11 protein-coding genes and 1 pseudogene are annotated in these 12,652 nt (G+C 63.0%); 10 read left to right on the plus strand and 2 right to left on the minus strand.

The features are described 5' to 3' along the window. Positions 1-14 precede the first annotated feature (14 nt). Entirely contained in the window at positions 15-365 is a 351-nt protein-coding gene (locus tag HLH25_RS18195) for a VOC family protein (protein WP_182975423.1), read from the plus strand. A 132-nt stretch (positions 366-497) separates the two neighbouring features. Here HLH25_RS18195 and HLH25_RS18200 read toward each other — a convergent pair whose 3' ends face one another. Next, positions 498-1,361 (minus strand): IclR family transcriptional regulator domain-containing protein, encoded by an 864-nt coding sequence (locus HLH25_RS18200; RefSeq protein WP_310889146.1) that lies wholly within the window; start codon positions 1,359-1,361, stop codon positions 498-500. Between the two features lie 228 nt (positions 1,362-1,589). Here HLH25_RS18200 and gcl point away from each other — a divergent pair, with 228 nt between their 5' ends. The 9 genes and pseudogenes from gcl to HLH25_RS18245 all read left to right on the plus strand — a co-directional run. After that, positions 1,590-3,404 (plus strand): glyoxylate carboligase, encoded by a 1,815-nt coding sequence (gene gcl / locus HLH25_RS18205; protein WP_220791897.1) that lies wholly within the window; start codon positions 1,590-1,592, stop codon positions 3,402-3,404. Positions 3,405-3,462: 58 nt separating this feature from the next. Beyond that, entirely contained in the window at positions 3,463-4,275 is an 813-nt protein-coding gene (hyi, locus tag HLH25_RS18210; RefSeq protein ID WP_182975426.1) for a hydroxypyruvate isomerase, read from the plus strand. A gap of 16 nt (positions 4,276-4,291) precedes the next feature. Then, a complete protein-coding gene (locus tag HLH25_RS18215) occupies positions 4,292-5,191 on the plus strand; it encodes a 2-hydroxy-3-oxopropionate reductase (RefSeq protein ID WP_182975427.1) in 900 nt (299 codons plus the stop codon). Between the two features lie 30 nt (positions 5,192-5,221). Further along, entirely contained in the window at positions 5,222-5,404 is a 183-nt protein-coding gene (locus HLH25_RS18220) for a hypothetical protein (protein ID WP_182975428.1), read from the plus strand. A gap of 49 nt (positions 5,405-5,453) precedes the next feature. Next, positions 5,454-7,076: an L-lactate permease gene (locus HLH25_RS18225; protein WP_182975429.1), complete on the plus strand. Its 1,623-nt coding sequence runs from the start codon at positions 5,454-5,456 to the stop codon at positions 7,074-7,076. Next, entirely contained in the window at positions 7,073-8,563 is a 1,491-nt protein-coding gene (locus HLH25_RS18230; protein WP_182975430.1) for an FAD-linked oxidase C-terminal domain-containing protein, read from the plus strand. Before HLH25_RS18225 ends, HLH25_RS18230 begins: the two co-directional genes overlap by 4 nt. Positions 8,564-8,575: 12 nt before the next feature. Then, positions 8,576-9,796, plus strand: a complete 1,221-nt coding sequence (gene glcE, locus HLH25_RS18235) for a glycolate oxidase subunit GlcE (RefSeq protein ID WP_246402708.1) — start codon at positions 8,576-8,578, stop codon at positions 9,794-9,796. A 5-nt stretch (positions 9,797-9,801) separates the two neighbouring features. Next, on the plus strand, positions 9,802-11,097 hold the full coding sequence (gene glcF, locus HLH25_RS18240) for a glycolate oxidase subunit GlcF (protein WP_182975432.1): 1,296 nt from the start codon (positions 9,802-9,804) through the stop codon (positions 11,095-11,097). Positions 11,098-11,228: 131 nt separating this feature from the next. Then, positions 11,229-11,414: pseudogene (locus HLH25_RS18245) on the plus strand (transposase); the annotation flags it as partial. 155 nt (positions 11,415-11,569) lie between these two features. Here HLH25_RS18245 and HLH25_RS18250 read toward each other — a convergent pair. Continuing rightward, the gene (locus tag HLH25_RS18250) at positions 11,570-12,514 is read right to left on the minus strand and encodes an MFS transporter (protein WP_182975433.1); all 945 of its coding nucleotides are present in this window, start codon (positions 12,512-12,514) and stop codon (positions 11,570-11,572) included. Between the last annotated feature and the right edge of the window lie 138 nt (positions 12,515-12,652).

Consider the following 12,652-nt stretch of genomic DNA (forward strand, 5'->3'; position numbering starts at 1 on the left):
CGGGAGACCGGCTCATGTTTCGCTCAGCGTCCACCATTCTCTACGTTGATGACCCCACGACCAGTGCGCGCTTCTATCATGCACTGCTCGGGGTCGCGCCGGTCCGGCAATCCCCCGGCTTCGTCCTCTTCCCGCTGCCCGGCGGGGCCAATCTGGGCCTTTGGCAACGGAATGCCGTCACACCGCCGGGCCGGGATGGTGAAATCACCCTCACGACAGATGATCCCGATACGCTCCATGCACTCTGGGCCGAACGCGGATACAGGATCATCCAGCCCCCGACGGATATGGGCTTCGGGCGCAATGTCCTGATCACGGACCCGGACGGCCATCGGCTCCGCGCCTTCCGCCCATCCGGACAGTAAGCGGGGTCTGGCAGGTTCGACCGCGAAATACCCTGCCTCACCGCCCAACTTTACAAGGGCTGTTTCGGCAGCATGATGCACGTCATGAGGGGAGCAGGCTGCCACGCCCGCCCTCCCATGACGCACGACGGTTCAGCGCAATGTCGCGCCCATTTCCGCCGAGATGGCCCGCGCGGCATCAAGAACGAGCCCACCAAGCGGCGCGATCCTTTCCTCGACGATGCGGGCCATGGGTCCGGAGGCGGAGACGGCGGCGACGACATCGCCTGTTTCGTCAAAAATCGGCGCGGCAATGCACCGCAGACCCACCGCATGCTCTTCGTCGTCGACGGCATACCCCACGGCCCGCACGCGTTCGAGTTCCTCGCGCAAGGGGAGAGGCGCTGTGATCGTCTTGACGGTCAGGCGCGGCATCCCGTGCTGATGCAGGATTCTGGACAAGGATTTGTCGGACGTTGCCGAGAGTATCGCCTTTCCCACGCCCGAGCAGTGCAACGGTACGCGGGTTCCCGGCCGCGCGAAAACCCGCATCATCTGGCTGCATTCGATCTGCGCCAGATAAACCGCCTGCCCCTCGTCCACGATGGCGAGATTAACGGTTTCACCCCCCTCCTCCATCAGATGGCGCATATGCGGCCGGGCCAGCGCGACCAGGCTGCGCGTTTTCGTGAAGGTACACCCCGTTACGAAAGCCTGGACACCCACCGTCCACAGACGCTGCTCATGATTGAAACGCACATACCGTTCCTGCTCCAGCGTGGTCAGCAAACGATGCGCGGTCGAAGTGGGTAGCCCGACCTGCTGTGCGAGATCGGTCAGGGAAGCACCATCGGGCGCTTCCGCGATCCGGTTAAGCAGCCCCAACGCACGAATCAGTGATTGAACCTGATCGCCGTTCCCGCGTGAGGTCGCTGTGTTCCGGCCCGGTTGGGAAGCCCCCTTTCTGACTGTGCGCTGCGGCATGGCACCCTCCCTCTCCGACAGAGCCGGTAACATTCAACGTCCTGAAATAATTGATACGCGAGCCTTCTATCCCACGATATGGAAAAAATTCCATTTTTATGAAAAAAGAGCCTGATTTTACTTTATTGGAATCATACAACATATTGTAATATAACTATTATTTTATCATTTTCCACATTGCGGAAATCATCCCACCGAAAAATCCCGGCCTGTCATAGTGCGTTCAACAACGAAACGCCGTGGGAGAGTAACGTGCCCAAGATGACCGCAGTCGACGCCGCTGTCCTCGTTCTGGAACGGGAGGGTATTGCAACCGCCTTTGGCGTGCCCGGTGCCGCGATCAACCCATTCTATGCCGCGTTGCGCAGGCGCGGCACGATCCGTCATATTCTGGCACGCCATGTCGAGGGCGCCTCGCACATGGCGGACGGCTACACCCGCGCCCGGCCCGGCAATATCGGCGTCTGTATCGGCACGTCGGGACCAGCCGGCACCGACATGATCACGGGGATTTACGCCGCGGCCGCCGATTCCGTACCCATTCTGTGCATCACGGGCCAAGCCCCCCGCGCGAGGCTCTACAAGGAAGATTTCCAGGCGATCGACATCGAATCCATCGCGAAGCCGGTCGCGAAATGGGCGGTCTGCGTGCGCGAGCCGGCGCTGGTCCCGATGGTCTTCCAGCAGGCTTTTCATGTGATGCGCTCGGGTCGTCCCGGCCCGGTCCTGATCGACCTGCCCATCGACGTGCAGATGGCCGAAATCGAGTTCGACATCGAGACCTACCAGCCGCTGCCGATCTACAAACCCGCCGCGTCGCGGCAGCAGGCCCGGCGCGCCATCGAGATGCTCAACGCATCGCAGCGGCCGCTGATCGTCGCCGGCGGCGGCATCATCAGCGCCGACGCCAGCGATCTTCTCGTCACCTTCGCCGAACTCACCGGCGTACCGGTCATCCCGACCCTGATGGGTTGGGGTACGATCCCCGACGACCACACGCTGATGGCCGGCATGGTCGGCCTTCAGACCAGCCACCGCTATGGTAACGCCACCTTCCTGAAATCCGATTTCGTGCTCGGCATCGGCAACCGATGGGCCAACCGCCATACCGGGTCCGTCGAGGTTTACACGAAAGGCCGGACCTTCGTGCATGTCGACATCGAACCGACGCAGATCGGCCGGGTGTTCGGGCCAGATTTCGGCATCGTCTCCGACGCCCGCGCCGCACTCGAACTGTTCATCGAGGTCGCCCGCGAGATGCAGGCGGATGGTTCGCTCAAGGACCGCGCCAGTTGGGCCGAACAATGCCTGCACCGCAAGAACAGCATGCTCCGCCGGAGCCATTTCGATCAGGTGCCGTTGAAACCCCAGCGGGTCTATCAGGAAATGAACGACATCCTGGACCGCGATACCTGCTACGTCACGACCATCGGCCTGTCCCAGATCGCCGGCGCGCAGTTCCTGCACGTTTACAATCCGCGCAACTGGATCAATTCCGGCCAGGCCGGGCCGCTGGGCTGGACCCTGCCCGCCGCGCTCGGCGTCCGCGCCGCCGACCCCGACAAGAAGATCGTGGCGCTCTCCGGCGACTACGATTTCCAGTTCATGATCGAGGAACTGGCAGTGGGGGCGCAGCACAAGCTGCCCTTCCTGCATATTGTCGTGAACAATTCCTATCTCGGCCTGATCCGGCAGGCCCAGCGCGCCTTCCAGATGGATTTCGAGGTCAGCCTCGCCTTTGAAAACATCAACGCCAAGCCGGAAGGCGACGCCGTACCCGGCTACGGCGTCGATCATGTGGCCGTTGCCGAAGGGCTCGGCTGCAAGGGACTCCGCGTCAAATCCGCGAATGAATTCAAGGCGGCTTTCGCCAGGGCCCAGGAACTGATGGCCGAATATCAGGTTCCTGTCGTGCTCGAATTCATCCTGGAGCGGGTCACCAACATCGCCATGGGCACAGAGATCGACAGCGTCAACGAGTTCGAGGAAATCCTCTGTCTCGACCCCGACCTGTCGATCCGGGAAAGCGAAGATAAGCGCGGCGTCGCGGAGCCCGTGCCCTCGAACGTGCGTTAGGCCGCCGACAGCCGGCTTCCGCCGAACAAGAACGATTCTCGTGAACAGGGAGGGTCTCATGCCTCAATTCGCCGCCAACCTCACCATGCTGTTTACCGAACTGCCATTCCTCGAACGCTTCGCCGCCGCCAGGGCGGCGGGCTTCGAGGCCGTCGAATTCCTGTTTCCCTATGATTTCGACAAACAGGAACTCGCCGCCCTGCTGCAAAAGCATCGGCTGCGCCTTGTCCTGCATAACCTGCCGGCAGGCGACTGGGGCGCTGGCGAGCGCGGCATCGGCTGCCATCCCGACCGGACAGCCGACTTCCGGGCAGGCGTCGATCGTGCGATCGCCTATGCAACGGCCCTATCCTGCCCCCAGGTGAATTGCCTCGCCGGGATTCTGCCCACCGGCGTTCCGGCGGAGGTCGCCCGCGCAACGCTGATCGACAATCTACGTTATGCGGCAGAGAAGCTTGAGGCCGCCAACATTGGCCTGCTGCTCGAACCGGTCAATAGCCGGGACATTCCCGGCTTTCTCGTTGACCGCACGGCACCCGCGCTGGAGATCATCGCGGCCGTCGGCTCGGCGAACCTCAAGCTGCAATACGACATTTATCACGCACAGGTGATGGAGGGCGATCTTGCCCGCACCATCGAGACCCATTTCGCCCGCATCGGCCACATCCAGCTCGCCGACAATCCTGGCCGCCACGAGCCGGGCACCGGCGAAATCAATTACGGCTTCCTGTTCCGGCACATCGACAGGCTCGGCTACACCGGCTGGATCGGCTGCGAATACAAGCCGCTGACCACGACGACGGCCGGTCTGGACTGGTTCCAACCCGACGCGCCGCCCCCCGCAGCCGCGTCACTGGCGCATGTCTCCTGAAAATCGGGAAAAGATCATGAGTAAAATCGGATTCATCGGACTTGGCATCATGGGTCGTCCCATGGCCGACCATCTTCTCACCGCGGGCCATACCCTTTTTATTCGAAACACCGGAACCCCGCCGCAGGAACTGCTCGACAAGGGTGCCCGCGCCTGTCGCAGCGGCAGCGAGGTCGCCCGCCAGGCCGACATCATCATCACCATGGTCCCCGATACGCCCGACGTGGAAGAGGTTCTGTTCGGCCCCGACGGCGTCGCCGAGGGGCTCACGCCCGGCAAGATCGTGGTGGACATGAGCAGCATCTCGCCGATCGCGACGAAGGCGTTCGCCCGGCGCATCAACGCGCTTGGCTGCGATTATCTCGATGCCCCGGTCTCGGGCGGCGATGTCGGAGCGAAAGCCGCGAGCCTCACCATCATGGTGGGAGGCCCGGATGCCGCATTCGAAACAGTGAAGCCGATTTTTGAACGCATGGGAAAGAACATTACCCTGGTCGGCGGAAACGGTGACGGCCAGACCACCAAGGTTGCCAACCAGATCATCGTCGCCCTGACCATCGAAGCCGTGGGCGAGGCGCTCCTGTTCGCCTCCAGGGCCGGCGCCGACCCGGCGCGCGTCCGCCAGGCACTGATGGGCGGCTTCGCCAGTTCCCGTATCCTGGAAGTGCATGGCGAACGCATGGTGAAGCGGAACTTCGCGCCGGGTTTCCGCATCGCGCTGCACCAGAAGGATCTCAATCTCGCCTTGCAGGGCGCCCGCAGCCTCGGTGTCAGTCTGCCCAATACGGCAACCTGCCAGGAACTTTTCAATGCGGCGGTTGCGGCGGGCGGAGAAGCCTGGGACCATTCCGGCATGGTGCGCGTGCTGGAACGCCTCGCCTGTCACGAGATCGGCGAGAAAACGACGGGCGCATAGGGTGCGGCTTTCACCGATACGCGAGCCCGATTGAATCACCGCGACATCGGTCGCCCACAGTCGCAATTTACCGGAGCAACCCGTCTGGCCGATGAAAGCGGCCGCATCGAAGACCGTCCGCGCGTGGGCAATGTCGTCACCATCACCGCATCAACATCATTCGACATCATCGGCACAAAAAATCTCTTGAAACAAGAACGCGACCGCGAGTGAGGCAACGCCTCCCCGACGGGAAAAGAAATGTTCAAAGGGAGAGACATCCGTGTTCCAGCAAATTCTGGCGCCTGTCGGCGGCAGCCTGGGCCTATCCTTCATCGTCGCGGTCCTACCGGTTCTCGCAGTCCTGACCCTTCTCGGCATCTTGCGCCGGCCCGCCTGGGAGGCCGCGCTTGCGGGGCTGGCCATCGGCCTGATCGCGGCAGTCGCGGTCTGGCGGATGCCTGTGGGGCTTGCCGCCGATGCCGTGCTCAATGGCGCCGTCTTCGCCTTGTGGCCGGTGATGTGGATCGTGCTCAGCGCGCTCCTGCTCTACAACATCGCAGTCAAGTCGGGCCGCTTCGATGCGTTCCGCGCCTGGCTGCTCACGAACCTTCCCAATGACCGGCGCGTCGTGCTCGTCGTCATCGGCTTCTGCTTCGGTGCCCTTCTCGAAGGCGTCTCGGGTTTTGGCACGCCGGTGGCGATCACAAGCTCCCTCCTGATCCTTGTCGGTTTCCCCGCGCTCGAAGCGTTGGTGTTCGTGCTCATCTTCAACACCGCGCCCGTCGCCTTTGGCGCGCTCGGCGTGCCCGTGACCGTACTCGGAGCCGTTACGGGGCTCCCGGCTCACACGCTCGCGGCCATGATCGGGCGGCAATTGCCGTTTATCGCCATCGCCCTGCCCTTTTATGTGATGGCCCTCTATGGCGGCAGGCGTTCCCTGCGGGCGCTCTGGCCACTTCTTCTCGTCGCCGGCGGCAGCTTCGCCCTTTCGCAGTTCGTGTCGTCGAACTATCTCGACTACGCCCTGACCGACGTGCTCTCCGCGCTCGGCTCGCTCGGCGCCACCCTGATATTCCTCAGGACATGGCGCCCGGCACCGGACCCGGAATTCGCCATCGACGCCTCGATCCTGAATGTGCAGGCCCCGACGCGCACCGTCGCGTCCTGGCAGGGATGGCTGCCCTGGCTGATCGCCTCCGTCGTCGTGATCCTCTGGACGCATTTCGGCGTTTTCCTGGTCGGTGAGCAGAAGATCCATTGGCCGGGCCTCGACAATGCGATCGCGATCACGCTCTACGACAACAGGCCCTACGCCGCCGTGTGGGTATTCCAGCCACTGACGACCGGTACCGCAATCCTGATCTCCGCCATCATCACCACCCTGATCGTCAGACTGTCCTTGGCCGATTTCATCGCCTGCATCGGCCAGACCCTGCGTCAGGCGTGGCTCGCCGTCATCACCGTGATGCTGATCATCGGTCTGGCCTATCTGATGAATTATTCCGGAATGGCCTACACACTCGGCAAGGCGGTGGCGTCCACCGGCCATCTGTTCGTCTTCCTCTCACCCTTCCTGGGCTGGGTTGCCGTCCTGCTCTCAGGCAGCGACACGTCCGGCAATGCGCTGTTCGGCAATCTGCAGGTCGTCGCTGCCCATCAGCTCCATTTCGATCCGGTCCTGTTCGCCGCGACCAACTCCTCGGGCGGTGTCATGGGCAAGATGGTCTCGCCGCAGAACATAGCGACCGGCGTCGCGGTCACCCGGCTGAAGGGGCAGGAAGGTGTCGTTTTCGCGCGCACCTTCTGGCATAGCATCATCGTGACGCTCGCGCTCAGCATCATCGTCGCGGCACAGCAGTTCCTGTTTCCCTGGATCATTCCAACCCTGGGAGTCGGACGATGATCAGGATGCCCGCTCCCGACGAGGCCGTGCTGGCCCGTCGTTCCGAAATCGTCGATGCCCTCCGGCGCATCGTGCCCGGCGAAGGTGTCATCGACAGCGCGTCCGAACGCCGCGCCTTTGAATGTGATGGCCTCACCGCCTACCGCCAGCTTCCGATGGTGGTGGTCCTGCCGGAGACGACGGCACAGGTCTCCGAAATTCTGCGCTATTGCCATGCCAATCGGATCAAGGTCGTGCCGCGCGGCGCCGGCACCTCCCTGTCCGGCGGCGCGCTGCCGCTACAGGACGGCATTCTGCTCGGACTTGGCAAGTTCAAACGCATTCTCGAGATTGATGTCGAAAACCGCTGCATCGTGGTGCAGCCGGGGGTGACCAATCTCGGCATTTCCCAGGCCGTGCAGGCACAGGGTCTCTATTACGCCCCCGATCCCTCAAGCCAGATCGCCTGCACGATCGGCGGGAACGTCGCGGAGAATTCCGGCGGCGTGCATTGTCTGAAATACGGCCTGACCACCAACAACGTCCTCGGTGTCGAACTGGTGATGATGGACGGCGAGATCATTCGCCTCGGCGGCAAGCATTTCGATGCATCGGGCTATGATCTGCTCGGCGTCCTCGTCGGGTCGGAAGGCATGCTCGGCGTCGTGACCGAGGTCACGGTGCGCATCCTGCCGAAGCCGCCGGGCGCCCGCGCCCTGATGATCGGTTTCGCGACCATCGAGGGCGCTGGCCACTGCGTTGCCGAGGTGATCGCCACCGGCATCATTCCCGGCGGCATGGAAATGATGGATCACCTGGCGATCGAGGCCGCCGAAGCCTTCGTCCACGCGGGTTATCCGCTCGATGCGGCGGCATTGCTCATCATCGAACTCGACGGTTGCGCCGCCGAAATCGACCATCTCATCGCGGCGGTCGAGGCGATCGCCAGCCGGCACGGCGCGACAAGCTGCCGCGCCAGCCAGTCCGAGGCGGAACGGCTGCTGTTCTGGGCCGGCAGGAAGGCGGCATTTCCCGCCGTCGGCCGGCTTTCGCCCGATTATTATTGCATGGACGGGACGATCCCACGCCGGCAGATCGGCACTGTGCTGCAACGCATGGAAGAGATGGAGGCGAAATATAAACTGCGCGTCGCCAACGTCTTTCATGCCGGCGACGGCAATCTGCATCCGCTCATCCTCTATGACGCCAATCGGCCCGGCGAATTGCAGCGCGCCGAGGATTTCGGCAACGACATCCTTCGGCTCTGTGTCGAGGTCGGGGGCGTGCTGACCGGAGAACACGGGGTCGGCGTCGAGAAACGCGACCTGATGGGCACGATGTTCAACGACAGCGACCTCGATCAGCAAACCCGGCTGAAATGCGCTTTCGATTCTGAAAGCCTGCTCAATCCGGGCAAGGTCTTTCCTCAGCTTTGCCGCTGCGCGGAGCTTGGCCGCGTCCATGTGCATGCCGGGAATCTGCGTTTTCCCGACCTGCCACGCTTCTGAGGAGGGATGACCATGATCGTCCTTCGACCATCGAACGACGCCGAGGCGCAAGACATGATTGGCTGGGCGATGGCGGAAAACCATCCGCTCGAAATCGTCGCCGGCGGCAGCAAGCGCGCACTCGGGCGGCCGCCACGGACCGACCATCAGCTCGACGTTTCCAGGCTCAGCGGCATCGTCGATTACGAGCCGGCGGAACTCGTCATGACCGCCAGGGCCGCCACCCCGATGGCGGACATCCAGCGCCAGTTGGCGGACCAGCAGCAGATGCTGGCATTCGAGCCCCCCGACTGGCGCAAACTGCTCGCAAGCAATGCCGAGCCGACACTGGGCGGCGTGCTGGCCTGCAATCTCTCCGGCCCGCGACGCCTGCGCGCCGGGGCGGCGCGCGATTTCTTCCTCGGTTTCGCCGCCATCAACGGGCGTGGGGACGCCTGGAAGGCCGGCGGGAAAGTCGTCAAGAACGTCACCGGTTACGATATGTGCAAGTTGCAGGCGGGCGCTTTCGGTACGCTCTCGCTGCTGACCGAGGTCACGCTGAAGGTCATGCCGAAGCCCGAGACCTCCTGTACCCTGCTTCTGCACGGGCTGGCCGACGACATCGCGATCCCGACCATGCTGCGGGCTCTCAACACACCTCACGAGGTTTCGGGCGCGGCGCACCTGCCCAGCCCGGCCGCCCGCCGCTCCAGCGTCGATGCGGTGGCGAACGGCCTCGGCGGCGCGACCGCGCTGCGTCTTGAAGGCCCGCCGCCCTCAGTGATCTACCGCGCCGCCGAACTTGAGAAGCTGCTCGGTCATGGCGACCGTCTCGACGCAGCCGCGAGCGAACGACTGTGGACGGAGATCGCCTCCGTAGAATCCCTGGTCGCGGGGCGGGAGCGCTATTTATGGCGGCTCTGTCCCACGCCCGCCAGGGCCGGCGCCGTCGTACAGGCCATACGTGCCCGACTGGCTTCCGCCGATGCGCTGTTCGACTGGGGCGGCGGACTTGTGTGGCTGAACCTCGATGCGGAGGACGCCGGCCCCGACGGCGGCGCGGCAATCATTCGCGCCGCGATGGGCCAGATCGGCGGTCACGCCATGCTCGTGGTCGCGCCGGAGGCGCTGCGCGCCACGACCCCCGTCTTCGAGCCAGCCAGCGCGACGATAGATGCGCTTCAGTGCCGCATCAAACAGGGCTTCGACCCCGGCGGCATCCTCAATCCGGGTCGCATGTGGGAGGGTCGATAAACACCATGCAGACGAATTTTTCCCCGGCTCAGCTCGCAGATCCGGATACCCGGGAATCCGAGAAGATCCTGCGCTCATGCGTCCATTGCGGCTTCTGCACGGCGACCTGTCCCACCTACACATTGCTGGGCGACGAGTTGGACAGTCCACGCGGTCGCATCTACCTGATCAAGGACATGCTCGAAAATGACCGGCCGGCCACCACGGAGGTGGTCAAGCATGTTGACCGCTGCCTCTCCTGCCTGGCCTGCATGACGACCTGCCCCTCGGGGGTCAACTACATGCACCTCGTCGATCATGCGCGGGACCATATCGAGAAGACATATCGCCGACCGTGGATGGACCGCACTTTGCGCCGGCTGCTCGGCGCGCTCCTGCCCCGGCCCGGTCTTTTCCGCCTCGCGCTGCGCGCGACGAAGCTCGCCAGGCCGTTCGCGCCTGTCCTGCCAACCCGGCTGGCGGCCAGCCTGCGCCTGGCGCCCTCGCGGGTGCCTCCGCCATCGCCCGTCGACCGGCCGCAGTCATTCCCGACGGAAGCGCCTCGGGTCCGGCGGGTAGCCCTTCTCAACGGCTGCGCCCAGCAGGTGGTCGCCCCACAGATCAACGAGGCGACGATCCGCCTGCTGACGCGCCATGGCTGCGAGGTCGTGGTGGCCAGGGGGGCTGGCTGCTGCGGCGCCCTCACCCACCATCTCGGCCAGGACGGTCGCGACTTCGCGCGCGCCAACATCCTGGCCTGGACCAGGGAGATCGAGGCGGACGGCCTCGATGCGATCGTCATCAACGCTTCGGGTTGCGGCACGACCGTCAAGGATTACGGCTTCATGTTTCGGGAAGATGCGGAACTCGCCGAGCCCGCACGACGCATTTCGGCGCTGGCCCGCGACATGACCGAGATCATGAGCGAAATCGGCCTACTGCCCCCCGTCCAGCCCATGAAGCACCGGGTCGCCTACCACAGCGCCTGTTCGCTGCAACACGGCCAGCGGATCATGCAGCAGCCGAAACAGCTGTTGCAGGAGGCCGGCTTCGATGTCGTCGAGCCCCCCGAACCCCATCTCTGCTGCGGTTCGGCGGGAACATATAATCTGTTGCAGCCAGACATCGCGACCCGCCTGCGCGATCGCAAGGTCGCCAATATCGAGAGCACCGCGCCGGATTTCATCGCCGCTGGCAATATTGGCTGCATAACGCAGATCGCCAGCGGAACGGGCCTGCCGGTCGTCCATACCGTCGAACTCCTCGATTGGGCGACCGGGGGGCCAAAACCACCAGCATTGACCCCGTCACCGGCGGGATGACCTGCCCGTCATCCGAGAACCGCCAGTCGGGACGCGACCAACAATCCCGCATATCTCACACGAGCAGGTGCATCGGGTTCTGAAAGCGGCGAAAACTCTTTCTGGAAAAGGAAAATCCGCGAGCGAGACCGGATACCCGATGCAAACGGAGTGTCGCGCATGACGTTCGTTCCCTGGTGCTCCAGCGCGTGGCGGGGATTGCGCTGGACTATGAAGATCTGATCGATCACGATCAACTTCGGCATGATCCGGTCCTGGCGACACTGGCAAGCAAGAGCACGCTGAACCGGCTGGAACGCGGGCGTGCGGATCCACCTCCAGGGCCTGGGCCGCCCGACGCAGGCTGCGATCAAACACCGAAGATCGCAGATGTTGAAGCCGTAATCACGACAATTACGTGACATCGACGCAACACAAAAAAGATTCAGATATTAGCAGATACATCCACATCGCCTGTCGGCGATCACGCGGATCAGCCCTCGGCGGCGTCTGCATTTCTCTGCATTCTATGGAGGTTTTTCCTTTCCGAGCTTTGGCCAGAAACTGACCGAATACCGGCGAGACCAATGACTGTTCCAAGAATCAGTAGAGCGACCGTGAAAATAATCGCCGTATGCATCCCCCTCATGAACAGAACTGTCTCTTGTGAACGAACGAAATATCCGAAGATAGCCACGCCAATCATACCGCCCACCTGCCGCGCGGAATTCAAAAGTCCGGACGCGATCCCGGCCTGGACATGGGGAACGGACGTCAACGTCGCATTGGTGATCGTGGGAATGGTCAGCGCGATGCCGCCACCTGCCAGCAGCATGGGAACAGCGAGCAACCAATAGGAACCCGTCGCCGACACCGGCAGCAGGAGGCCATAGCCGAGCGCCGATATGCTCATGCCAATCGCCGTCAGACGACGCGGGCCAATACGACCGACGACCCGACCGGCAATGACATTCATGATCACCAGCGTGGCCATCATCGGCAAAAAGGCCAATCCGGTCCTCTGCGGCGAATAGTGCCGGACTGCCTGAAAATAAAGGCTCAGAATGAAGACGCCGCCATAAAATGCGAGATTGGCGATCAAACCGATCGCCGTGGCGCTCCGGAGCGTCCCGTCTCGGAACAGGACCAAAGGCAGCATCGCGGATGGATGACCAATTTCCAGCCAGAGAAACAGCACTCCGAGCAACATTGCCGCAACAAGACCCGCAACAATAACCGGGTCGGTCCAGCCACGGACACTCGCTTCCGTCAAAGCCATTGTCAGGCACGCGAGTGCAGAAGCAGCCGTGATCTGACCGGCGAGATCAAGCCCATGATTGGGATGTTTCGGAGAGGTCGGCGCATAACGCGCGGTCAGCCATAGACCAAGCATACCGATCGGCAGATTGACAAGAAAGATTGCGCGCCAACCAGCCATAGCCCGGATATCTCACACGAGTAGGTGCATCGGGCTCTGAAAACGGCGAAAGTTCTTGTTGGAAAAGGAAAATCCGCGAGCGAGGCCAGAGACCCGATGCAGACAGAGTGTAGCGCAGGCCAATTGGCTTTTGGAGAG

The sequence above is a fragment of the Gluconacetobacter dulcium genome, assembly GCF_014174165.1.
GTDB lineage: Bacteria > Pseudomonadota > Alphaproteobacteria > Acetobacterales > Acetobacteraceae > Gluconacetobacter > Gluconacetobacter dulcium.